Genomic DNA, 24,403 nt, shown 5'->3' with positions numbered 1-24,403 from the left:
CTAGCTGCCAGTCGCGCATAAGCCCGGATATATGCCGCGGTTCTCAGGCAGCGATGCACGGCTGGACCATGAGCGGCGCAGTCCACGGAGTCCGCAGGCGATCCAAAATGGTGAGGGGCGCGGGCGTCGGCCCCTCGCCGCGCGCGTGTCAGGCGCCGAACGCGCCGTCGATCGTGTGCATCGCCCCGGTCACGAAACCAGCCTCGGGGCCTGCGAGCCAGGCAACCATGGCCGCGACCTCTTCTGGTCGCCCGTGACGCTTGATCGCCATGAAGCTGTGCATCAGTTCCCGCATCGGGCCATTCTCCGGGTTTGCGTCGGTGTCGATCGGTCCGGGCTGAACAATATTGATCGTGATCCCGCGCGGCCCGAAGTCGCGCGCCAGACCACGCGCCAGACCCTGAAGCGCAGATTTGCTGACCGCATAGGACGCCATCCCCGGCACGGGCATCCGGTCGCCATTGACCGAGCCGATGACGATGATCCGTCCCCCCTCCGGCATCTGTCGCGCGGCCTCGACCGAAGCGTGATACGGGGTCTGGATGTTGATCTGGAACAGACGGTCGATCGCATCGGCATCCTGTTCCAGCGCATCGCCGAAAATCGCGATGCCGGAATTGACGACCAGCACGTCCAGCGGTCCGCTGTCGCGGACACGCGCGATCACGGCGTCACGATCGGCGCTGTCCGTGTGGACCGCCCTGCTGCCGGTCTCGGCCGCCAATTGCTCTGCCGCGCCCCGGGAGCCGGCATAGGTGAAGAGAACCTTGGCCCCGTCAGCGGCAAAACGGCGAACGATGGCCGCGCCGATGCCCCGGCTGCCGCCGAGAACCAGAACGGACTTTCCCTGAAAGGTGGTCATGCAAGCTCCTTGAGAAATAAAGTAACGAGTGCTACATATATCTTCCAACACCATCGTCAAGGTATTTTGTAGTGAACGATACAAATAATTCGCGCCCTCGCGGCCGCCCGCGCCGCTTTGATCCCGGCCAGGGCGTGGCCACGGCGCAGCATCTGTTCCATGCTCGCGGCTATGATGCGGTGGGGGTTGCGGAAATTACCTCCGCTCTCGGCATCAACCCGCCAAGCTTCTATGCGGCCTTCGGCAGCAAGGCCGGTCTCTATGCCCGGGTTCTCGAACGGTATGCGACGACCGACGCGATTCCGCTTGAAGACCTGCTGCGCCCCGACCGCCCCCTGGCGGAGAGCCTTGCCGCGGTTCTGGAGGAGGCAGCAAGGCGTTATGTCGCGCGGCCCCCGGCCGCCGGCTGCCTTGTGCTGGAAGGGATCGGGTGCGATGACGAGGAGGCGCGCAGGATCGCCGCTGCCTACCATAGAGCCGCACTGGACAGGATCCGCCACTCGATTGCCGCCGTTCATCCGGACACCGCTCAACGCCTGACCGACTTCATCTCGGTCACCATGGCGGGGCTGTCCGCCGAGGCGCGCAACGGGATCGGGCTCGACCGACTACTGGAGACCGCGCGCGTGGCTGGCCGCGCCGTCGCCCGGGAGCTTGCCGCTGCGGGTTGATGATGCGACGCGATCGCGCCGTGCCGGGTACTGGAGGCAGAGGGTTGCGAGCCCGGCATGCCTCCCCCCGGAGGGAATAGACCCGGGCTTAAAAATCCTGCCAGTCCCTGTCCGCCAGGGCCGCGTTGCCGTGGCGGGCGCGCGGCATGATGCGGGTGCGGTCGGCGCCAGCGCCGGGACGCTGCTGCGGGGCGGAGATGGAGATCGCCGCCTCGCCCAGCCGGAAACGGGAGACAAGGCGAAACAGTTCGCTCGCCTCGCCGGCCAGCTTGTGGGCGGCGGCATTGCTTTCCTCCACCATCGCCGCATTCTGCTGCGTGCCCTGATCGATGGTGTTGACGGCCTGGTTGATCTCGGACAGGCCGGTCGACTGTTCGCGCGCGCCTTCCACGATGGCGGCGACATTGGTGGAAATGTCTCGCACCTGCACGACGATATCCTGCAGCGCGGTGCCCGTTTCGGCGACCAGCGTCACGCCCCGTTCCACCTGGGCGGCCGAGGCGGTGATCAGCGCCTTGATCTCCTTGGCGGCCTTGGCGGACCGTTGCGCCAGTTCGCGCACCTCCTGCGCCACCACGGCAAAGCCCTTGCCGGCGTCCCCCGCACGCGCCGCTTCCACGCCGGCATTCAGCGCCAGAAGATTGGTCTGGAAGGCGATCTCGTCGATCACGCCGATGATCGAGGAAATCTCGCCGGACGAGTTTTCGATGGCGCCCATGGCGGTGATTGCCTGACGCACCACGTCGCCGGAGCGCTCGGCGCCGCTGCGGGTGCGCTCCACAAGATCGCCGGCCTCGCGGGCACGGCGTGTGCTGTCGGCCACGGTGGTGGTGATCTCCTCCAGCGCAGCCGCCGTTTCCTCCACGGAAGCAGCCTGCTGCTCGGTGCGTTTCGACAGAGAATCGGCGGCTGCCCGCACCTCGTCGGAGCCGGCCGCAATGGCGGATGCATTGCGCTGCACCTCGGTCATCGCCTCCCGCAACCGGCCGACGGCATCGTTGTAATCGAGACGCAGCGGTTCCAGCGAGGCGATGAAGGGAATGTCGATGCCAAAGGTGAGATCCCCCTCGGCAAGCTGCTTCAGGCCGTTGCCCAGCACGTTGACATTGCCGACCCGCTCCGTCACGTCGGTGGCGAATTTCACCACCTTGAACACCTCGCCCTTCATGTCGAAGATCGGATTGTAGGAGGCCTGGATGAAGACGTCGCGGCCGCCCTTGCCGATGCGGCGGAATTCGCCGGCGGAAAACTCGCCCCGGCGCAGCTGTTCCCAGAAGCGCGGATAGGCGTCGCTGCGCACGTAATCGCCATCGCAGAACATTGAATGGTGGCGGCCAACCATCTCGTCGAGCCGATAGCCGAGGGCTGCACAGAAATTCTCGTTGGCCGTCAGGATCGTGCCGTCAGGCGCAAACTCGATGATCGCCTGAGCGCGCGACAGGGCCGAGATCTTGCCGGCATTTTCCGCCGCTTCCAGCTTCAGCGCCGTGATGTCGGTTGCGAACTTCACCACCTTGTAGACACGGCCGTTCTTCAGGATCGGATTGTAGGAGGCCTCGATCCACACTTCGCGCCCGCCCTTGGCGATGCGGCGATACTGGCGCCGGTCGAACTCGCCGCGACCGAGCTTGGCCCAGAAGGCCTGATAGCCCTCGCCGATGGCCTCTTCCGGCGGCACGAAGATGCGGTGATGCTGCCCCACGATCTCGTCCGCGCGGTAGCCGAGCGTCGTACAGAAGTTTTCATTGGCCCGGAGGATCCGGCCGGAGGGATCGAATTCGATGATCGCAAAAGAGCGGTTCATCGCGGACAGAACCCGGTTGGCATCCGAGGAAAAGGGGCTGGGGGACATGCGATCTCCTGCCGGTCGGTCGGCGCGGCGCGGGACGCCGCCCGGCGGGACGCGGTCAATGGTCAGACAGGGGGAATGAGTGTCGGCCATCATGGCCGCTCTACCGGCATCATGTGCCGCTAGAGCGATTTATCGGAGCATTCCATTGATGTTTTGTAAATTAGCCCCTGAAAATCCACTGCATTATGCAGTTTGTATGCAAGAAGTCGAGGGGCCGGACATCAATCGATCAGACGGCGGCGAATCGCCTCGGCAATCGCCTGGGTGCGGTTGGAGGCGCCGATCTTCTTCGTGGCGTTCTTGATATAGGTGTTGACCGTATCGACCTGATAGCCGCTTTCCGCCGCGATCTGCTCGCTGGTCAGACCGCCGGAGGCGAGGCGGAGACAGGTCAGTTCACCGGTCGACAGTTTCATCTCCGCTGCCGCGAAGCGCTCCATCAGGGGGCGGGTGATCTCGGTATGGGCGGATTTGGCGATGGCGCCGAGAAAGGCAATCTCGTCCTGATCGAACGGAGTGACACGGGTAAAGCCGACGGAGCCGTACATCTGGTCGCCACGGCGGATCGGAAACAGCGTGCGGTTGCGCACATTGAAGGTTTCCAGCAGATAGGCCAGCCGCTCCGGCAGCTCCACATCCTTCAGCACCTCGCCTTCGATCACGACGCCCTCGGAGAGCTTCGACAACAGCACGAAGGGATCCGTCAGGTGGAGGCGCTCGCCGTAATAGGCCTCGAGAAAGGCGGGCGGAAAATCGGTGTCGAGCGACTGCGCCGAGCCGAACCGGAACCGGTCGATGTCGAGCCCGCTGACGGCAACGAAATCGAACGGCACGGCCTTGCGCAGGCGTTCCATGAAGGGGTGGTTGTGGATGAAGCGATGACGCGGAACAGACGCCAGGTCGACAAACTCCTCCAGATTGTCGGCACGGCGGAACAGGGGGCGGTTCAGCATGTGGTCGTCGGGCTTTCGAGGCTTGATCGTGGCAGAGGATCGGAGCTGTCTCTCCCTCAAGCCAAGTCAATTTACGATATGTAATCATATCTTGAAGCATTTTTGATGTCGAAAATCTAGGGAATTTCGGGGGATCTGCAGCATTTTCTAGCCTGCACACAACCCGGACATCGGAAACGCAACAATAAGTCGTCATTAATCAATATCGCCTAAAATACTGCGAAATCAAGTAACCCGCCTGCCTGCCCCGGAGTTTGCCCATGTCGCCCCATGAAAAGATGCAGCACCTGAAGGAACGCCTGGATTTCGTCGGTCTCGATGAGGCCCAGCGGCGTGTTCTCGCCGAGATGCGGCCGATGCTGGCGGGCGCCATCGGGCCTGCACTGGACGTCTTTTATGAAAAGGCGGCACGCCATCCGCATACGGCCGCCTTCTTTCGCAATCCCGCCCATGTGGCGCATGCCAAGGGCCGCCAGGTGCAGCACTGGGACGGCATTGCGTCCGGTCGCTATGACGAGGCCTATGTGGATGCGGTTTCCACCGTCGGGCGCACCCATGCGCGGCTCGGCCTGGAACCGCGCTGGTATATCGGCGGCTATGCCATGATCATGGAAGGCATCATCAAGGCGGTGATCGGCTCGCAGTTGAAGGGCCTGTTCGTGGAGAAGAAGGCGAAGGCCGTGGAGCAGCAGCTTTGTACGGTGGTGAAGGCTGCCCTTCTCGACATGGACTATGCGATCTCCGTCTATCTCGACGCGCTCGCTGCCGAGCGCGCCAAGACCGAAGCGGAACGAGCCCGCGCCGCCGCCGACCAGCAGGAGGCGCTGAAGGCGATCGATGCCGCTCTTGACCAGCTGGCGGCGCGCGACCTGACAGCGGAGGTACATCAGACGCTGGCTGCCGATTTCGAGCAGATCAAGGCCAATTACAATCGCTCCGTCGCGGAACTCAACAATGCGATGTCGGATATTTACGGCGCCGTCGATCAGGTGCGCGCCGAGGTGACCGGCATTTCATCCGCGACCGACGACATGGCCAAGCGGGCCGAACAGCAGGCCTCCGCGCTGGAGCAGACGGCGGCGACGCTCGAGCAGATCACCTCGATCTCCGCCTCCACGGCAAGGCGCACCGCCGAGGTGCAGCAGATCGTCCAGGCTTCGTCCGAGGAAACCGTGCGCTCCGGCGCGGTGGTGCGCGAGGCGATCACCGCCATGCAGGACATCGAGGGATCGTCGCAGAAGATGACGCAGATCATCGGCGTGATCGACGACATCGCCTTCCAGACCAATCTTCTGGCGCTGAATGCCGGCGTCGAGGCGGCACGCGCCGGCGAACAGGGCAAGGGCTTTGCGGTCGTTGCCCAGGAAGTGCGCGAGCTTGCCCAGCGCTCGGCCGCCGCAGCGCGCGAAATCAAGGACCTGATCGATCGCTCCTCGGCCGACGTCAACCGCGGCGTCAGCCTCGTCAACCGCACGGGTGAAGCGCTGGTGACGATCGGCGAGCGGGTCGCCAGCATCAACGAACATATCAATTCCATCGCCCAGTCGGCCCGCGAGCAATCCTCCGGCATCAACGAGATCAACACGGCGGTGCGCAGCATGGACCAGATCACCCAGCGCAACGCGGCGCTGATGGAAGAAACCAGCGCCTCGACGCAGAACCTGGTGGCGATCTCCGGCAGCCTCGGCGAACTGCTCGGCCGTTTCCGCACCCGCGGCCAGCAGCGTCACGTCCCCGCCGAGGAACGGCCACGCCGGCGGGCCTGATCTTTCCCGCCGGGCGCCGCGCCTCACCGCAGCGCCTTCAGCATCGGATGGATGGAGAAACGGCCCTTCGCGGCCTTGCCCGTCAGGTCGCGCAGATAGCCGCCCGGCGAGCGGATCGCCTCTGCCCGCTCCAGGATCGCGGCGATTACGATCGCCGCCTCCACCTCGCCCATGGCACTGCGAGCCGCCGCCCAGGCGCTGGGGCTGATGCCGAGCATGGAGCGGACCACCTCGGCCGCCGCCAGCACGTCCCGCCAGCTTTTCACCCCGTCGCGGGCATAATCGGCAATCTGCGGGCAGGCTTCCAGGAAGGCTTTGAGCCCGATGCCGACCGATTTCCTCTCCAGTTTGGGCAGTTCCTCCCCCGCTGCCGGTGCGTTTGCCGCCACCGGTCCCGCCCTCTCTGTGACTCTTTGGCCGTTTCTTTCAAATGAGAGGTCTGTGTTTGAATTCTGAATATGGCGCTCAAAAGCGGAGTCACTGGCGCTCATTTCTTCATTGGAAAGGCTGTCGAGATAAGCCGTCTCCACCGCAATCCGGAGCGACAGCAGCGCCTTGGCACGCGCCGAAAGATCGGTGATCTCGCCATTGCGGGCAATGCGTCCGGACAGCGCCTGCAGGCTTTCGATGAAGGTCTGCCAGTCGCCGGTCCGCGCCTCCGTCAGCGCCGCCTCGATGGTTTTTGCGATATCGCGCAGATGCAGGCTGATCTCGGCCCTCAGCCGCGCCACCTGACGTGCCGTCTCGCGCGCGGTCTCGGCCTCGGCAAAGATCCGGTCGGCGGCCAGCGCCAGCGGCGCCAGATCGAAGCCGAAGGCGCTTTCCACCTGGCCGCGGTCGTCGCGCTGGCAAAACCGCTTGCCGTTGGCACTGTCGCGGCGAAAAATCAGCCCCGCCTCGACAAGCGCCGCGATATGCCGGCGCAGCGTGGCCGGCGACATGCCGCGGCAGCGTAGCGACAGTTCCGCATTGGAGGGAAACACAATCAGCGGCGCCTTGCCATCCAGCTCGCGCGCCGGGTGAAAGCTTGTCAGAGCCTCCAGCACCGCGATCGAGCGGTCGGACAGGCCATAGACCGCCCGCGCCTCGGTCAGCGCGCGGATCAGCTGCCATTTGTCGGCCGTGCCGGTGGCATTGCCGCCCTCGCCCTTGCGCAGGCTCTCCTGTTGCCGTTCGACCTGCGTCATCCGGGCAAAATTCTTCGCACGCAACGGAGCGCCGCCAAACGGCGTCGTTGCCAGTCTCTCTTGCATGGCCATCTCCTCACGGAGGCAAGGCGGCCCGGAAAGCGACCATGCGGCCACAAAATCACGCGCCGGAAACGGCCAATCGGCCGCCGACTCTTGACTTTGACGCGCGGAAGTGATTCTCTTAAATTGCTACATTGAAGAGGGCTTCCGAAATGGTAACGTTTTGGGGGCCTTTTTTCTTGCTCTCGTTTCGTCCTTTCCAGCTTCGTCACAGGGCCGGTTCATCCGGCCGGCATTGATTATAGATCCGCCTTTACGCGCGGGGACGCACACCCGGCCTCAGACCGTTCATTTGGCCTTTTTCGACGCCAGGAATTCCCTGTAGCGGGCAGCCAGAAAATCCGCCGCCTCCTCGAGAAAGGCCTCGTCGACCCCGCTCGCGAACTCGATGCGCGCTGCCTTGCCATCCCGTCGAAGACGAGCAAAAACAGTGCCTTGACCATCCGTCAGGGTGCGCACGGCAGACTGTTCGCCAGATGCTGTCCGAGCGTTTTTCAGCCGCGCGGAGAGCCGGTCGAACAGCAGCTGGAACCGCTCATCGCTCGGCGCCGACAAAAAATTATCGCTCTCGACTTCCCCCGCGGCGCGCGCCAGCGAATCAGGCTGCTGCAGCAATTCGCCGAGTTTCATCCAGCGATCGCGGCCCGCCTTGGGTGCTGCGCCGATCAGCCGGATGAAGCGTTCGGGCACCGCCTCCACCACCTGCATCAGGCGCGACAGCTCGCTTTTCTGCACCGACAGCGCCTCGCCGATCACCTTGCGGTCAAAACCGCGGGCGGCGAGATTGCGGGCAAAGACGGCGCGCTCGATGAAGGAAAGGTTGCGACGCTCGGCATTTTCCTTGCCCTGCGCCAGCACCAGTTCGTCATCGTTGAGGGCGCGCACCACCGCCTTGACCTCGATGCCGAGGCGGGCAGCCGCGCGGATGCGGCGATGGCCATAGGCGGTCTGGTAGTGGCCGGGCCGGGTCGGATGCGGGCGAAGCAGCACCGGCACCTGCTGGCCGCTGTCGCGCATGCTGTCGACCAGGGCAGCGAAATCCTCGTCATCCTGATCGCCGATCCGCAGACGATCCTCCACGAAGGAGGCCTCGATGCGCTCCGTCGGCACGGACACCACCCGCTCGCCATCGCTGAGCGCCTGTCGCAGCGCCCGCACCTCTTCGGCATCGCGCGACAGCGAGCCGAGCGACAGCCCCATGGCCTTCACGGCGCCCGAGGCGCTGCGGGCCGGGGCGGCGGATGAGGCAGACGACGGCATCGCAGGCGACGGGCCGGCGGCACCCTGGGCCGAGGACGCCGGAGAGCCTGCCGGAGGCGCAGCGTTCGGCTCGGTCGCGCGCTGATCCGCATCCGGCGCCTTGGCCGGAGCGGGTGCCAGCCCTCCCCCGAACAGGGCCTTCAACTCGTTCTTGCGGCTGCCTGCCATCCGTCCTGCCTTTCCTTGCTCATCTGTCGTCACGCGCCATCGGGTCACCAGCCCCAGGACGCATGGATCAGGGTTTCGATCTCGCCATTGACCGCGTTCATCGCCTCCAGCGCCCGGTCATAGGTGGCGCGGGTAAAATTCTCGCGGCCCACCTCGTACAGCGTCTGCTTGGTCAGGCCCGCATCGGACACGGCGGTGGATTTCAGCATCGGCGAGGTCAGCACGCGCTCACCGAACAGCGAGCGCATGAAGCCGACGATCTGCGCCTGCGGCCCGTCATTCGGTTCGTAGCGGGTGACGAGATAACGCAGGAAATCGAAGTTCAGCGTGCCGCCCGCCTCACGCACCACCGCCAGCAGATCCGAGGTCATGAACAGGAACTGGTTCATCGAGGCGACATCGAGCATCTGCGGATGCACGGTGACGAGAACCGAGGAGGAGGCACAGAGCGCCGACAGCGTGAGATAGCCGAGCTGGGGCGGGCAATCGATCACGACGACGTCGTAATGTTCCTCCACCTGGGCGAGCGCCGCCTGGATGCGGGCGAAGAAGACCGGGCCGGAATCCACGCCGTTCTGGCGCCTCGCCAGCGCCTGCGGCGTCTCGTGCTCGAATTCCTGCAGCTCGATATTGCCGGGCACCAGATCAAGCCCCGGGAAATAGGTCTGGCGGATGATCTCGGAGAGCGGGCGCGCGGCCTCGTCATAGCGGATCGCGCCATAGAGCGTGTCGTTGCCGGTCAGGTCCAGCTCCGGCTGGTAACCGAACAGGGCCGACAGCGAGGCCTGCGGATCGAGATCGACCGCCAGCACCCGGTGGCCGGTCAGCGCCAGATACTGCGCCAGATGCACGGCAGACGTGGTCTTGCCGGAACCGCCCTTGAAATTGGTAACGGAAATGACCTGGAGATGCTCGCCGCGGGCGCCATCGCGGCGCGGCAGATAGCTGCGCGCCTTGGCGAGATTGCCCTTCGAGAGCGCCTGTTCGGACAGATAGGAACGCAGCGCATGGATATCGGCCAGCGAATAGAAGCGGCGGCCGCCGGCCCCGGTTTCCGGCTGCGGCCCCTCGCCCGCCAGGGACAGCTGGCGCAGATAGCCATCGGAGACGCCGATCAGCTTGGCGGCCTCGCCAGAGGAGAAGGCGCGCAGGGTCTTGCTGGCGGCCGGCGGAAACAGCCGCTCGCGCATGGCCTTCAACTGCTCCGACAGCGCCTGCGCATCGGCCGCAATGGTCTGATCGGCCGGCAGGCGGGCGTCCGCGCCGGATGCCGATGTGCTGTTTGCCTGACCGCGCGTCATCGACGCCATCCTCATTCTCCGTTGTCGTTCCGGCTACCGTCAAAGCCGCCGGGCCTTGTCTGCCTGCCGGGCGGGACAGGGCGCAGATCAGACCCGCTGCCCCATCACCGCCACCCCTGCCACCCCGCACGGCCTGATCACCGGCCTTGCGAAGCCGGCCGCGGTGCTGCAGGCTTTGCGCAATGCCACCGTTCAGCGCTGCGGACGCGACCGATTCTCTCGATCCATCTTATACGCCCGCTTCCGATACTAACAGGGACCGAAAGCTCTAACGCTGGACAAGGGCAGTTTCGCCCTTATTCCGTAACAGCGTTGCGACATGCACAGAGTCGCGTCAAGCAGTTTTTGGTTAACGCCCGTTAACCGGAAGGCCCTGCCGCGCCGGGATTTTGCCGATATCAGGAAATTATGACGGCGCTTTTCCCCGGCATTATAACTTGACTCTTTTCATCTTCTTTCTATGGTCTGCCCGCAAGACGATCACGGGCGCGTGATCCTGAGGAAGCCGGGTGTGACGCCCCGGGTGTAAGCGAAAGGATGAAGGCGATGCAGCATGTTTCAACACCAGCCGGACGGGCAAGGACAGGGACGCGGCATCGCCTGCTGAGTGCCTCCGTTGCTGCCGTGGCCCTGCTTGGGACCGCCCCGCTGCCAGGTGCCGGAAACATCGCGCATGCGCAGGAAACCGTGCTGGATCCGGTTCTCGTTCAGGGCTCGGGTTCTGTGGAAGGCAACGGGTCGGTGGTGGCCAAGCAGGCCCGCACCGCCACCAAGACCGACACGCCGATCCTCGATGTGCCGGCCTCCGTCTCCGTCGTCACGCAGAAGGAAATCGAGGAACGCGGCGCAACCAACACGCAGGAGGTCCTGGCCTACACGGCGGGCGTCTTCGTCGACGAGTTCGGCTCGGATGACCGTTACGACTATTTCCGCATCCGCGGCTTCGACCAGACCACGCTCGGCACCTATCGCGACGGGCTGGCGGCGCGCATTCCCGCCTGGTTCACCGCGCAGCGGCTGGAACCCTACGGGCTGGAGCGGGTCGAGGTGCTGAAGGGCTCCACCTCCACCCTGTTCGGCCTCAATGCGCCGGGCGGCCTGATCAACGCCATCACCAAGCGGCCGCAGGATGCGCCGCATGCGGAAGTCTACACCACGCTCGGCGACGGCCATGTGGAAACCGGCACGGATTTTGGAGGCCCCCTCGATGCCGAGGGTGTCTACAGCTACCGGCTGACCGCCAAGTGGCAGAATGCCGACATGGGCACCGCCTATTCCAATGACGACCGGCTCTATATCGCGCCGGCGCTGACCATCAGCCCCGATGCCGGCACGTCGCTGACGCTGCTGGCCGATTACAGCAAGCGTGAATCCTCCGTGTCCCGCGGTTTTCCGATGGGGGTCGCGATCGACACGAAAAGCTTTCTCGGAGAGCCGGAACTCAACCGCTTCAACACCATCCAGAAGGATATCGGCTATCAGTTCAGCCATGACTTCGACAACGGGCTGACCTTCCGCCAGTCGGCGCGCTACACGCATATCAGCCTGAACTATGGAGATGTCTACGGCGCCTCCACCGATCCGACCGCCGACCGCACCGCCTTCACCGTGGATGGCGTGGCCGACCGCTTCGTCATCGACAACCAGCTGCAATATGATGCGAGCCTTGACCGCGTGGACAGCAAGACGCTGGTCGGCCTCGACTATGCCTATGACAAGACGCATGAAAACATCCTGATGGGCACGGCCGGCGGCATCGACATCTTCAACCCCGTCTATTGCGGCCTCTCCTGCATCACGCTCGGCCCTTACGTGGACTGGAAGGTGAAGCAGAAGGCGCTCGGCCTCTATGCGCAGGAAGAGCTGACGCTGGACGACCGCTGGATCCTGACGCTCGGCGGGCGCTATGACCATGTCAACACCCGCGCCGACTACCTGCTGACCGGCACCGCCGACGACACCACGGAAAACGCCTTCACCAAGCGCATCGGGCTCACCTACAAGGCGACGCCGGCGCTTTCGGCCTATGCCAATTATTCCACCTCCTTCCAGCCGCTGGTGGCGCCGACGGTCAATTACGGCACCAGCGCCAGCCTGAAGCCGCAGGAGGGCGAGCAGGTGGAATTCGGCGTGAAATACCAGCCGGAAGGGTTCAACGGCCTGTTCTCGCTCGCCGTCTTCGATCTGAGCCAGACCAATGTGCCGACCACGATCTCACCCACCGAGACGCGCCAGACCGGCGAAGTGACGGTGCGCGGCATCGAGCTGGAGGGCAAGTTCGAGCTGTCCGAGCGCTGGAACATGACGCTCGCCTATTCCTACTGGGATGCCGAAATCACCGGCGACGACAATGCCGCTCTGATCGGCAACCGGCCGGAGCGGGTGCCCAGGCACATCGCCTCCGCCTGGGCATCCTACACGCTGCCGGGCAATGGCGTGCGCGGTGACATCACGCTTGGCGGCGGCGTGCGCTATGTCGGCGCAAGCTATGGCGACCGCGAAAACACCGTGAAAGTCGCCGATTACGCGCTCTTCGATCTCTCGGCCCTTTATAAGGTGACTGATAATCTCAACTTACAGGTGACAGCAAAGAACCTGTTCGATAAGGAGTATGTCACCACCTGCTATTACGGCAGCTGCTATTTCGGCGATCGCCGCAGCGTGCTCGCCAGCGTCAAGTACACCTGGTAGGAGGGGCATGGACCTCTGCGAGACAGCGCCTGCGGCGCAACCCGATGCGGCGCCGCACATGCCCGTTCAGGATCTTGGCGATCTGCTGATCGCCCGGACCGGCGACCGTTATGCCGCATTCTGCCGCGGCAGCCACCTGACGGTGGTGCCGGAAGATTGCGAGAGCCTGCCGCTCGTCGAGCTGACGGAACCTGCCACGCTGGACCGCCTGCTCGACCGTTTCGCAAGCCCCCTGCCCGCCGGGACCGACAGGCGGGCCATCGCCTCGCTCTGGTCGCTCTATTATGCAAGCAGCCTGATGATCGGCGCGAGCCTTGCCTTCCTGGAACTGCGGCGCATCCTGCCGCTTTCGCTTGGCGAGGCAAGCCTGCTTATGGACCGGCAAAGCGGCGGCCCGCGCGGCTTCCTCCTGCCCCATCTCGGCCACGTGGATGAGACCGCAAACGTGTTTGCCGGCCTTGCGCCCGCCATTCGCGACAATCTCGACCCGCTGTTTGCCGCCATCGCCCGCCACACCGGCCTTGGCCGCAAGACGCTGTGGAACAACGCCTCGGCCTATCTCAGCTGGGCCGCGTACGAGGCCGGCCGCCACGCCGGCGAAACCCTTGCCGCCGAAGGCCGCCTGCTGACCGAAAGCCCGACCTGGCCGGACGGCTGGAAAAACCCGCTTGCCCGCCTAATCCGCGTGGAATTGGACGAGACAGGCGCCTATGCCGGCCACCGCCGCATCTGCTGCCTGCGCTACGCCATCCCCACCATTGGCGGATGCGGCGCAATCTGCCCGGTCAAGGAAGGGCGCTGCGGGCTGTGAGGCTTTCTTTGGGGGCTCGGAATTGGGGCCGGACCTCAGGCGCAAGGCCGTCGTCCTGCCCTCTTATCAGAATCCAGCATAAAACAATCCGCGTTGGCCTAGGCTGCCGGCACAACCATTCCAGCGAAGATGAGAGTTGCGAAGCAGCTCTCTGACTTTTGTTGTGACGCAATTCCAGCAAGATCGGGCCGCTTTCGCCAAAATTGCTGTCGCTGGACATTAAGACGAGCGCTGGGGTCGTCGATGCTCTTAAAAGAAGCCGCCCCTTGAAGAAGAGCAAACGCTTACATCTCGGCCCGACAAGATTTCATAAATCGAATACCATACATCTACAGATAGATAACAAACCCCAAAAACTCAACGTATTATCGATATTGAAATTAAATAATGAAAATATTAAATTTAATTGATGTGATCGCATATTATAAAATATTAATCGTCAAAAACCTTCCTTGAAAATGAAGGCTTCCGTAGACACCATGACCTATATTCACAAAGACAGAAGGTTATTCGGATTTATTTTGATCGCAAGCACGGCTCTCACCGCCTCGACCGCTTTTGCGGATACCACCTTGGATACATTTGGATTTGTCGCCAGAGGCTCCATTGCCCAAAACGGCACCTCTATGGGCGGTTTTTCGCAATCCAACCTGTACACATCATTTCAGGGTGAGACATATCAGGCGTCTGGAACCAGTTTTCTGAGCGGCCCGACCAGCTTGCTTGCGCCGGCCAGCCAGCAGGGACTGACAGATCCTGACGGGAAAACCGTATCGCCGGTGACCTATATCCTGACTGTTCCCTCGATAGACGCGGACGGAAAGGCAGGCACGTCAACCTATACCTTCGATCGTCTCGGGAAAGTCCTCGTTTCCCCGCAATCAAATAAGTATTCGTTCGAACTCTACGGAACATCGGACAGCGGCGAAGCCGCAAAGCTGACGGTCTCTGGCACTGAGACAACAAACAGCTTGACCGGCCCGGGAGCGAACAGCCTGAGCTTTGCCTTGAGAACCGACAGCGTGACGGTGACCGGCAAGGCAACTGGCCTGACCATGGAAAGCGTCGCCCAGATCGGCGAAGGTTTTACGCTGAACTATAATTTCTCCGATGGCGAAACAGGGTTTGCAGGTTTCCTCACCCTCCCCGGCGTTCTGACCGATTCCAGCGTACCCGGCAGCGTCATCATCAAGAATTCCTCCGATCCGGGCAATGGCAACGGCACGATCGTCTTCGTGAAGGACCAGCAATATACCGGCGGCACGACGATCAACGGCGGCGCCACGCTGCAACTCGGCAATGGCGGAACCAGCGGGTCGGTTCTCGGCGACATCGTCAACAATGGCCAGCTGATCGTCGACCGGTCCGATACCCTTACCTATGCGGGCGTCATTTCCGGCACCGGCTCGCTCACCAAGACCGGCACCGGCACCCTCATCCTGACGGGCGACAGCACCTATACGGGCGGCACCACCATCTCGGAGGGCACGCTGCAGATCGGCAATGACGGCACAACCGGTTCGATTGTCGGCGATGTCGTGAACAATGCCACCCTCGTTTTCGATCGCGCCGGAACCTATGATTTTCCGGGCACCATTACCGGCTCGGGCGCCGTCATCATCGTCGGCGGCTCCACGGTCAACTTCACCGGTGCGAGTGGCTATGATGGCGAGATCACTGTTTCGGATTCCGACTTCGTGCTCTCGTCGGGGGCCGTATCCGGCTCTGCCTATACCATCGAAAGCGGCGGCCGGATCGGCGGCAGTGGAACCATCGGCGGGCTGACGGTGGCCTCCGGCGGCACCGCCGCCCCCGGCTATTCACCGGGCACGCTGACGGTTGCCGGCAATGTCACCTTCCTGGCGGGCTCCACCTATGATGTCGATGTGACCGCCGCCGGTGCGCACGACCTGATCACCGCCACGGGCACCGCCAGCATCCTCGGCGGAACGGTGGCAGTGAATGCAAGTCCCAGCAGCTACAATCCGATGACGAGGGTCACGATCCTTCAGGCGAACGGCGGCGTCACCGGCACCTTCTCCGATGTCACCTCCAACCTCGCCTTCCTGACGCCGCAGCTCAGCTATGACGCCAACGACGTCTACCTGACGCTGTTCCGCAACGACATCAGCTTCGCCAGCCAGGCCGAGACCGCCAACCAGCGCGCGCTGGCGGGCGCCGCCGATCCGCTGGGCTGGAGCAATCCCGTCTATTATGCCCTTGCCAACCTTGCCACCGGTGCGGCACCGGCCGCCTTCGACAGCCTGTCGGGCGAAGCCTATGCCTCCGCCAGCGGCGTGATGCTGCAGCAGTCGAGCTATCTGCGCGATGCGGTGAATGCACGGCTCGCACAGGCGCTGACCCCGGAAAGTGCTGCCTCCGGCCCCGCCACCGCGGCGCTCTCGCCGGAGCTTGCGCCAACGCTGTGGATGCAAGGGTTCGGTGCCTGGGCCAATGCCTCGGGCAATGGCAATGCGGCAAGCACAGCCAGCACCATCGGCGGCCTCTTCGGCGGCCTCGATGTGGCCCTAGATGACACCTGGCGCGCCGGCCTGGTGGCCGGATACAGCCGAACCACCTTCGATGTTGACGGCCGCAACAGTTCCGGCACGAGCGACAATTACGACATCGGCGCCTATGCCGGCGCGCGCTATGGCGACCTCAACCTGAAAACCGGCATCAGCTATACATGGCACGATGCCGACATGCGCCGCGCCGTGGCATTCGACGGCTATAGCGGTGTCAACAGCGCGGGTTATGACGCCGCAACGACGCAGGTGTTTGGCGAGGCAGGCTACACGGTCCACATGGACGACATGACGCTGGAGCCCTTTGCGGGCCTTGCCTATGTCCATCTTGCCACCCGTGACCTGACGGAAACCGGATCGACATCCGCGCTCTCGGTCAGCACGCAGGACATGGACACGCTGTTTTCCAGCATCGGCGTGCGGCTTGGCAGCCAGGTAACGCTGGCGCCGGGGGTCACGATCAGCCCCAGCCTCAGCCTCGCCTGGCAGCATGCCTTCGATGACGTGACCCCGGTCTCCACGGCGCGGTTTGCCTCCGGGTCCCAGGATTTTGCGGTGGCCGGCGTGCCGCTGGCCCGCAACAGCGGGCTGATCCGCGCCGGGCTCGACTATCACCTCGGTCCGAACGCAGTGCTTTCCGCAAACTATAGCGGCCGCTTCGCCGGAGGGGCGCACGACAATGCCGTCAAGGTCGGGCTCACGGTCAATTTTTGACCCCGGCCACCGGACGGGCAGTCGCCTGCGAGTGATGAAGGGCGGATGATGCGGGGGCTCCCGTCTCGTCCGCCGCCTGTTTTCACGAGCCGCTGAACGTTTCCGGCGCGTTCCGAATGCGCCTTTCCCCTTACCGCCCCCGTCGCATCAGCACGATCAAAAACGGCGCGCCGATCAGCGCGGAGACGAGGCCGGCGGGGATTTCGTAGGGGTAGACGGCGCTGCGGCCGATCCAGTCGGCGGCAACCATCAGCAGGCCGCCGAACAGGCAGGCGGCGAGAAGCTGCGGCGCGGCGCGGGTGAAGCCGAGCTGGCGGGCGAGATGCGGCGCCATCAGGCCGACGAAGCTCAGGGGGCCGACGCTCATGGTCGCGGCCGCGCTCAACAGCCCGGCAAGCCCCATCAGGGCAAGCCTTGCCTGGCGCAGCGGCACGCCGATGGCGCTTGCGGCCGAGGCGCCGAGCGGCAGAAGATCCAGCCAGCGGCGGCAAAGCGCAGTCAGGCTCAGCAGCAGCGCGGCGGCAAGCCCGGCCAGCATCGCCCCCTCCAGCGTTACGCCATAGGTGGAGCCGCTCATCCAGCGCAGCAGGAAGATAGCGCGCGGATCGCCGGTCGCGCCGATCACGCCCACCACCGCATCCACCATCGCGCCGAGCGCAATGCCGGCCAGCAGCACGCGTTCCGGCTGAAGGCCGGAGCGGGACGCAGTCAGCACGATGATGGCCAGCACCGCAAAGGCGCCGAGCGCGGAAAAGCCGAGCTGGGTGAACAGGCCGGGTGCTGCAATGACGAAGACGGCAACCGCCACCCCGAGCGTTGCGCCGGCGCTGATGCCCAGCACTTCCGGGCTTGCCATTTCGTTGCCGGTCAGCCGCTGCAGAATGCTGCCGGCCGCCGCCAGCATCATGCCGGCGGCAAAGGCGGCCAAGATGCGTGGCAGGCGCAGCGACAGGAGATCGCCGAAAAGCGCCGGCGGCATCAGGCGGAAACTCATGTCCGGGCTGCGGCCGAAGAAAACGGCCAGCAGCAGCACCAGCATGGCCACGGGCAGGATCACCCGCAGCGCGGCACCGCCGCGGCTGCCGGCAAAAACGGCCGCGACCCGGCGCCCGGCCGCCGGCGCCTGCATCACCCGGTGACGGGTCTTGAGCCTCGGCAGCAGGATCAGCAGCAGCGGCGAGCCGAAAATCGCCGTCACCGCGCCGGTCGGCAGGAAATCGGCGATCTGCCCGGCCAGCGCCATCAGCGCCGTATCGGTGAGAAAGAGCAGCCCCGCCCCGATCAGCGTCGACCAGAACAGCTGGGCACCGGGACGCCGCGTGCCGGCCAGCCGGGCAATGGTCGGCGCCACAAGCCCGATGAAACCGATCACGCCGACGGCGCTCGTCACGAAGGCGGCAAGCGCCACGGCAATCACAATCGCCGCGAGCCTGAGCTCCGCCATGCGAAGGCCAAGCGCCTTTGCGCCGGCCTCTCCCAGCTCGTTGAGGAAGAGCGGACGCAGCAGCAGCACGACCAGAAGACCGGCAAGCCCGAGTTTCGGCAAGAGCGACAGCGGAATGGTCCAGCTCTGCTGCGAGAGCGAGCCGGCGCCCCAGATGAACAGGCTTTCGAGATAGCGGTCGTTCAGCAGCGTCAGCACGGCGGCCAGCGCCCCGCACCACAGGCTGACGACGAGGCCGGACATCACGAGCGAGAAGGGCGAGAACTGGTGCCGCGCCCCCATCAGGAAGACGAGACCGGCCGCCAGCAGGCTGCCCGTCAGCGCCACCAGATCCCGCCCGAAACCGAGCAGGCCCGGCATGAACAGCATGGCCGCCACCAGCGCCAGATTGGCGCCGGCCGAAATGCCGAGCGTGGTGGGCGACGCCAGCGGATTGCGCAGCACCAGCTGGAACAGCGCGCCGGAGAGCGCCAGGCACGCGCCGGCCAGCAGCGCCGTTGCCATGCGCGGCAAGGTGGAGAAGAAAAACAGCGTGGCGGCCATGGCAGACGCCGCATCCGGCGCCGGCTGCGGCGCGGCCAGGATGGGGGCCGCCTGCCGGAAGGCGAGCAGCAGCGCAAGGCCCATCAGCACCGCAACCACCGCCGCCGGCCCGGCATGGGCCCGGAACGCCTGCGGGAAAACAGCCCGCGCCGAACCGGTCACAGCGGGACGTTCCGCCGCCCCGGACAAGGAGACCTCTCCGGCAGCGGCGTCCCCGGCCGCCGTTGCGCACGGTCCGGCCGTGCCTATCCCGCCGGGGGCGGGGCTGATCGCCTGTGGCGTGCCCGGGCGTTTCGTCATGCCGTCTGCTCCAGATGGTCGGTGAGGATGCGGGCAAAGCGCACGGCATCATTCAGCATGCCGAACATCAGCGAGCCCGGCAGCACGGAAAAATGGCCGGGCCGGGCAAGCGGCAGCGCCTGCCAGAGCGGGCTTAGCGCAAGCTTCGGCAGCACATCCGCCGGCACCGGTTCGAAGGCGATCAGCCGGGCGCGTTCGTCGCCGATCTCCGCCAGGCGCTCGATGCCGATGGTCTCGAAGCCCCAGAAATTGCCGGGCTTCGCCCAGGCATTGGTGAGGCCGATCCGCTCCAGCACATTGTGATAGAGGCCGGGCGCGGTATAGATGCGCGCATGGCGGGCATCGAGGAAATTGATCAGCGCCAGCGGCGGCGGCGCAACCCGCGCCAGCCGCGCCCGGCAGGCATCGAAAAAGGCCTCCGTGCGGGCAATCAGCGCCTCGCCCTCCGCCACGCGACCGACACCTTCCGCCAGCCCCCTGGTCGCCGCCACCGCCTTCGGCAGCACATCGCCGCCATCGGCGGTATAGACGCCGAGGCTCAGCGTCGGCGCGACGGCTTCGAGCCGTGGCGTCAGCGCCGCATTGTAGGGCGTGGTGAGGATCAGGTCCGGCTTCAGGCTGGTCAGCACCTCGAAATTGATTTCCCAGGAGGCGCCGAGATCGGCAATGCCGGCCGGCAGCGGCGGCTCCACCACCCATTTGTCCCAGTCGTCGCGGGCGGCGATGGCAACCGGCGTCAGGCCGAGCGACAGCAGCGTGGAGGCAAGGCCGTAATCGAGGCTGGCGATGCGCGTCGGCCCGCCGGCCTTCAATGCATCGGCATAGCCGGGGCCGACCAGCAGCGGGCCGACCAGCGCGCCGGCAGCCAGCCGCAGCGCATCGCGCCGAGCGAACATCCGGGGCATCGGCTCAGCAGACATAGGCGAGCGGGATGTCGAGCCCCGGATGGCGGGTGACATTCATGGCGATGCCGTAGATGTGCTGCAGGTTGTCCGGTGTCATCATCTCGTCCGGGCGGCCTTCGGCGATCAGTTCGCCAGCCTTCAGCGCATAGAGCCGGTCACAGAAACGGCCGGCCATGTTGATGTCGTGCAGCACGATGACGACGCTCAGGCCCTTGTCGCGCGACAGGCGGCGTACCAGCGCCAGCACCTCCATCTGGTGAGCGATGTCGAGCGCCGAGGTCGGCTCGTCGAGCAGCAGGCATTCGGTATCCTGCGCCATCAGCATGGCGATCCAGGCGCGCTGGCGCTCGCCGCCGGACAGGGTATCGACCAGCCGGTCGGCCATCGGCTCCAGATGGGTCAGCGCCAGGGCCTCCTCCACCTTCTGCCGGTCGAGCGCCGAGAAGCGACCGAGCGCGCCATGCCAGGGATAGCGGCCGCAGGCCACCAGTTCACGCACCGTCATGGCATGGGCGGCCGTCACGTCCTGCGGCAGATAGGCGATCCTGCGGGCAAAATCCTGGGCGCCGAGTACGGTGACCGGCTGCCCGCCATAGCGCACGAGGCCGCGACTCGGCAGTTGCTGGCGGGCGAGAAGTTTGAGCAGCGTCGACTTGCCGGAGCCATTATGGCCCACCAGCCCCGCCATTTCGCCGGGCCGGAAGCGGATCGTCACATCCTTCAGCAGATCGCGCCCATCGACGGAGAAGGAAAGCCCCTCGGCGCCGAGCGCCGGCCGGTCACGATCACCGGCGGCTGCCGTTGCAACAGCAAGGCCGGGTGTTGCGGACGCATTCATCTCCATCTCCCACCATCTGACCGGATCCGGCACGGACCCTCCGGCATGGGGGACTACTAAATATGAATGCATCCATCAAGTATTAATGCGGGCTTCTCGCAGGAAGACGGCGTTCCTTCCTGCGCAAAAACCGACACCGTGTCAGGCGGCAGAGCGGGCAGCCCAATCGGCCCGCAACACGGGCTTCAGCGGCTTGCCGCCGGCATTGCGGGGGATCGCATCCATGAAGATCACGTGGGTCGGGCGCTTGTAGGCGGCCAGCCGTTCGCCGCAATGGGCCTTGATCGTCTCGGCATCCAGCACGGCATCCGGGCGCCGCACGATGAAGGCCACCCCCACCTCGCCCCAGCGGGCATCGGCCACGCCGATCACGGCAACTTCGGCCACGGCCGGATGGCTGAGGATCGCCGCTTCCACCTCGGCCGGATAGACATTCTCGCCGCCGGAAATATACATGTCCTTCAGCCGGTCGGCGATCACGTGGAAACCGTCCTCGTCGCAGCGCACCATGTCGCCGGTGCGGAACCAGCCGTCCACGAAGGCGGCGGCGGTCTGCTCCGGCTTCTGCCAGTAGCCCGGCGAGACGGAGGGGCCGCGGATCCACAATTCGCCGACGGCGCCCGTCTCGCAATCGTGCCCGGCCTCATCGCAGATGCGCACCTCGATCAGCGGGGCCGGAAAGCCGACGCTGCCGTGGCGACGGGCGATCTCGGTCTCGTCGAGCGGCATGTGCATCACCGTGCCCGCCTCGCTCATGCCGTAGCCGTTGACCAGCGCCACACCATCCTTGAGATAGGCATCGACCAAAGGCGGCGGCAGCGGCGCGCCACCGATGAAGATCGCCTTCAGCCGTGCCATCCGCTCCGGCGAATAGCCCGGCTGGTCGCGCAGGATGGTCGCCATCTGCGGCACGGCGAAATAATGCGTCACGCCGATCGAATCGTCATTGAGGCAGTTGATGGTCCGTTCCGGCACGAAGCGGTCGGCAATCACCAGTGTGCCCCCCATCATCAGCGTGGTGCGGGCAATCGCCACAAGGCCGATGGTGTGGAAGAAGGGCAGGTCGCAGAAGGTCACGGAACCCGGTACCACCTCGCCGACGAAGGAGAAGTTGACCGCCGAATAGAAGAGGTTGCGCCGCGTCAGGATCACGCCCTTCGGCGCACCCGTGGTGCCGGAGGTGTAGAGGAGGATCGCCGGCTTGTCCGGGTCGCCCTTCAGGCGCTGCATCGGCGCGGTGTCGGCCAGCGCCTGATCGAGACTTTCCGGCGCGCCGGCATAGGGCATGATCGAAAGGCCGGGACGGCCCTCGCGCAGTGTCTCTGCGGCGGCCTGGAACTCCGCCTCGTAGACCACCAGTTCCGGCGCGCAATCGGCGACGATGCCGGCGAGTTCCGCCACGCCGAGCCGCCAGTTCAACGGCACGAAGATCGCACGGATGCGCTGGCAGGCAAAGGCCAGCACCAGAAGATCGACGCTGTTGCGCCCGAGCCCTGCCACGCGAAACCCTTCGCCGCGCGCCTGGAAGGCAGCGTAGAGAAAGGCGGCACAGCGGGCGATGCGGTCGTCGAGTTGCGCATAGGTCAGCGTCGCACCGTCGTTCAGCAGACGGGTGGCGATGTGGCCGGGCGAGACGCGGGCCCGGTATCCCACCGGATCCTCGGCCACCAGCGTAAAGGAATTGCCGAGCGCAAAGCCGGCCATATCCACTTCAGTTGCATGCATCCTCAAGGCCTCCTCCTGCTGATCGCCCCCACGACCAATTAGTATGCAATGCATACGATTTTGCCTGTCATTTGGCAAGAGCGCTTCTGACATCGACGGTTTGCGTATTAAGCACGTCGGCAGGCACTTTGCCGCCGGTCTTGCCATGGCCGCCTCCGGCATGCCTGATAGGCAAAGAGAGATCAGGGACGATTCGATGGATGGAAAGGGGATCCCCCCGGACACGGCAGCGGACGGCGACGGGCTGGAGCGCACCTGGCTGAAGAAGCTGGTGGGGTATCACCTGCGCATGGCGCATCTGGCACTCTACCGCGATTTCGTGGCAGCCATGAGCGATTTCGACCTGACGCAGAAGCAGCTGGCCGCGCTGGAACTGATCGCCACCAATCCCGGCGCTTCGCAGGTGGAGATCGCCAATGCGCTCTCCATGGACCGCGCCACCATGATGGGCATGGTCAAGCGGCTGCTCGGCCGGGACCTCATCGAACGCCGCGCCTCCGAAATCGACCGCCGCCGGCAGGAAATCCGCCTTTCGGCGCTCGGCGAAGAAACGCTGAACACCGTGCACGGCATCATCGACCGGCACGAGGAACGCTTTCTCTCGGTGATATCGGAGCACGAACGGGAGGAACTGATCCGCCTGCTGCGCCGGCTCTACGAGCGCGGGGGCGGGACTTAGAGAGATAGAGTGCGGCCCCTCCCCAAAGACTGGGGAGATCTGTGGGCAATCGCGACTGCGGCTCCGGCAAAAACTCAGATCGCCGAGGCGAGGCGATCCTCGATATAGATCTCGCGCAACCGCGTCGACACAGGCCCCGGACGGCCATCGCCCACCGGCTTGCCGTCGATTGCAACGACCGGCATTACGAAGGCGGAAGCCGAGGTGATGAAGGCCTCCGCCGCCCCCTTCGCCTCCTCGGGCGAGAAGGCGCGTTCCTCGACGGCGAGGCCGGCGCGGGCGGCGAGATCCAGCACCGAGCCGCGCGTGATGCCGTGCAGCAGCGCGTTGGACAGCGGACGCGTCACCAGCACGCCCCCGGCGGTGACGATATGGGCATTGGCCGAGCTTGCCTCCGTCACCAGCCCGTCCTCCACCAGAAACACGTCGTCGGCGCCTGCCTTCTTCGCTTCCATCTTGGCCAGCGAGGAATAGAGAAGCTGTACCGTCTTGATCTGGCGGTTCACCCAGCGTCCTTCCGGCCAGGTGATGACGGAAATGCCGCTCTCCCATTTCGGATTGCCGAGCACCGGCTTCTTCTGCGTGAACATCACGAAGGTCGGCGCGAGATCGGAAGAGAACAGGAAATCGCGGTCTTCCGCCCCGCGCGAAATCTGCAGGTAGATCAGCCCTTCGGTCAGATCGTTACGGGCCATGATCTCGCGATGCAGCGACAGAAGCGTCTCGTCGGATACCGGCGCGGGGATGCCGAGCGCATCGAGCGAGCGCTTCAGCCGCGCCACGTGGCCGGCATAATCGATCAGTTTGCCGCCGATCACCGCCGTCACTTCGTAGATCGCATCGGCAAACAGGAAGCCGCGGTCGAAGACGGAGACTTTCGCCTCGGCTTCCGCGACCCATGCGCCGTTGAGATGGACAATGCGGGACATGCTGCGCCTCCAGCCGAATCTTTGCGTCGGATCGGGTTATGGTCCCGCCCGGCGCATCCGTCAAACGGGATGTCGATCGCAAGCAAGGCCGGTACCGGCTGCGGATCTGGCGAAGCAACCGGCGGGTGGTCGCATTTTCGTGCGTCTCCCCTTACAAGCTTGGGCACCTGCGCCCGATCCGTCGGGTCTGTTCCTGCCTGCCTGCGGAGCCAA

General features: G+C 64.9%; 17 protein-coding genes. 6 read left to right on the top strand and 11 right to left on the bottom strand.

The window, feature by feature from the left end:
- Positions 1-148: 148 nt before the first annotated feature.
- Positions 149-862, bottom strand: a complete 714-nt coding sequence (gene bdcA, locus F3H95_RS19435) for an SDR family oxidoreductase (RefSeq protein ID WP_143125947.1) — start codon at positions 860-862, stop codon at positions 149-151.
- 71 nt (positions 863-933) lie between these two features.
- Between bdcA and F3H95_RS19430 the strand changes: the two genes are divergently transcribed.
- The gene (locus F3H95_RS19430; protein WP_149747215.1) at positions 934-1,533 is read left to right on the top strand and encodes a TetR/AcrR family transcriptional regulator; all 600 of its coding nucleotides are present in this window, start codon (positions 934-936) and stop codon (positions 1,531-1,533) included.
- 88 nt (positions 1,534-1,621) lie between these two features.
- On the opposite strand, the gene F3H95_RS19425 is transcribed toward F3H95_RS19430, so the two are convergent.
- Positions 1,622-3,385 carry a PAS domain-containing methyl-accepting chemotaxis protein gene (locus F3H95_RS19425; protein ID WP_149747214.1) on the bottom strand — a complete coding sequence of 588 codons (1,764 nt, stop codon included), beginning with the start codon at positions 3,383-3,385 and terminating at the stop codon, positions 1,622-1,624.
- Positions 3,386-3,606: 221 nt separating this feature from the next.
- Positions 3,607-4,338, bottom strand: a complete 732-nt coding sequence (locus F3H95_RS19420; RefSeq protein ID WP_149747213.1) for a LuxR C-terminal-related transcriptional regulator — start codon at positions 4,336-4,338, stop codon at positions 3,607-3,609.
- A gap of 260 nt (positions 4,339-4,598) precedes the next feature.
- Here F3H95_RS19420 and F3H95_RS19415 point away from each other — a divergent pair, with 260 nt between their 5' ends.
- Complete coding sequence (locus F3H95_RS19415; RefSeq protein ID WP_143125909.1) at positions 4,599-6,104, top strand: globin-coupled sensor protein; 1,506 nt, start codon at positions 4,599-4,601, stop codon at positions 6,102-6,104.
- A gap of 23 nt (positions 6,105-6,127) precedes the next feature.
- On the opposite strand, the gene repC is transcribed toward F3H95_RS19415, so the two are convergent.
- The 3 genes from repC to repA form a co-directional block, all read right to left on the bottom strand.
- The gene (gene repC / locus F3H95_RS19410; protein WP_149747212.1) at positions 6,128-7,357 is read right to left on the bottom strand and encodes a plasmid replication protein RepC; all 1,230 of its coding nucleotides are present in this window, start codon (positions 7,355-7,357) and stop codon (positions 6,128-6,130) included.
- 285 nt (positions 7,358-7,642) lie between these two features.
- Positions 7,643-8,782, bottom strand: a complete 1,140-nt coding sequence (repB, locus tag F3H95_RS19405; protein WP_149747211.1) for a plasmid partitioning protein RepB — start codon at positions 8,780-8,782, stop codon at positions 7,643-7,645.
- Between the two features lie 44 nt (positions 8,783-8,826).
- Positions 8,827-10,083, bottom strand: coding sequence for a plasmid partitioning protein RepA (gene repA, locus F3H95_RS19400; protein WP_149747286.1), 1,257 nt, complete (start codon positions 10,081-10,083; stop codon positions 8,827-8,829).
- A gap of 546 nt (positions 10,084-10,629) precedes the next feature.
- Here repA and F3H95_RS19395 point away from each other — a divergent pair.
- From F3H95_RS19395 to F3H95_RS19385, 3 genes are all read left to right on the top strand, one after another.
- The gene (locus F3H95_RS19395; protein WP_149747210.1) at positions 10,630-12,774 is read left to right on the top strand and encodes a TonB-dependent siderophore receptor; all 2,145 of its coding nucleotides are present in this window, start codon (positions 10,630-10,632) and stop codon (positions 12,772-12,774) included.
- A 7-nt stretch (positions 12,775-12,781) separates the two neighbouring features.
- Positions 12,782-13,585, top strand: coding sequence for a siderophore-iron reductase FhuF (gene fhuF / locus F3H95_RS19390; protein WP_188134434.1), 804 nt, complete (start codon positions 12,782-12,784; stop codon positions 13,583-13,585).
- A 1,007-nt stretch (positions 13,586-14,592) separates the two neighbouring features.
- Positions 14,593-16,827 carry an autotransporter domain-containing protein gene (locus F3H95_RS19385; protein WP_188134433.1) on the top strand — a complete coding sequence of 745 codons (2,235 nt, stop codon included), beginning with the start codon at positions 14,593-14,595 and terminating at the stop codon, positions 16,825-16,827.
- Between the two features lie 130 nt (positions 16,828-16,957).
- Here the strand turns inward: F3H95_RS19385 and fhuB are convergent, their stop codons facing one another.
- The 4 genes from fhuB to F3H95_RS19365 all read right to left on the bottom strand — a co-directional run bounded on the left by fhuB (position 16,958) and on the right by F3H95_RS19365 (position 22,582).
- Positions 16,958-19,114 carry a Fe(3+)-hydroxamate ABC transporter permease FhuB gene (fhuB, locus tag F3H95_RS19380; protein ID WP_149747207.1) on the bottom strand — a complete coding sequence of 719 codons (2,157 nt, stop codon included), beginning with the start codon at positions 19,112-19,114 and terminating at the stop codon, positions 16,958-16,960.
- Positions 19,111-20,010, bottom strand: coding sequence for an iron-siderophore ABC transporter substrate-binding protein (locus F3H95_RS19375; protein ID WP_244618078.1), 900 nt, complete (start codon positions 20,008-20,010; stop codon positions 19,111-19,113). The genes fhuB and F3H95_RS19375 overlap by 4 nt, the downstream gene beginning before the upstream one ends.
- Positions 20,011-20,023: 13 nt before the next feature.
- Positions 20,024-20,857, bottom strand: a complete 834-nt coding sequence (locus F3H95_RS19370; protein WP_149747205.1) for an ATP-binding cassette domain-containing protein — start codon at positions 20,855-20,857, stop codon at positions 20,024-20,026.
- Between the two features lie 141 nt (positions 20,858-20,998).
- Complete coding sequence (locus F3H95_RS19365; protein WP_244618077.1) at positions 20,999-22,582, bottom strand: AMP-binding protein; 1,584 nt, start codon at positions 22,580-22,582, stop codon at positions 20,999-21,001.
- 196 nt (positions 22,583-22,778) lie between these two features.
- Between F3H95_RS19365 and F3H95_RS19360 the strand changes: the two genes are divergently transcribed.
- Complete coding sequence (locus F3H95_RS19360; protein WP_188134432.1) at positions 22,779-23,261, top strand: MarR family transcriptional regulator; 483 nt, start codon at positions 22,779-22,781, stop codon at positions 23,259-23,261.
- Between the two features lie 74 nt (positions 23,262-23,335).
- On the opposite strand, the gene F3H95_RS19355 is transcribed toward F3H95_RS19360, so the two are convergent.
- Positions 23,336-24,190 (bottom strand): D-amino-acid transaminase, encoded by an 855-nt coding sequence (locus tag F3H95_RS19355; protein WP_149747203.1) that lies wholly within the window; start codon positions 24,188-24,190, stop codon positions 23,336-23,338.
- Positions 24,191-24,403: the final 213 nt, after the last annotated feature.

This window comes from Rhizobium sp. RU35A (assembly GCF_900156005.1).
GTDB lineage: Bacteria > Pseudomonadota > Alphaproteobacteria > Rhizobiales > Rhizobiaceae > Neorhizobium > Neorhizobium straminoryzae.
Note: the sequence above shows the minus strand (reverse complement) of the source record. Positions and strands in the feature narration are given on the sequence as shown.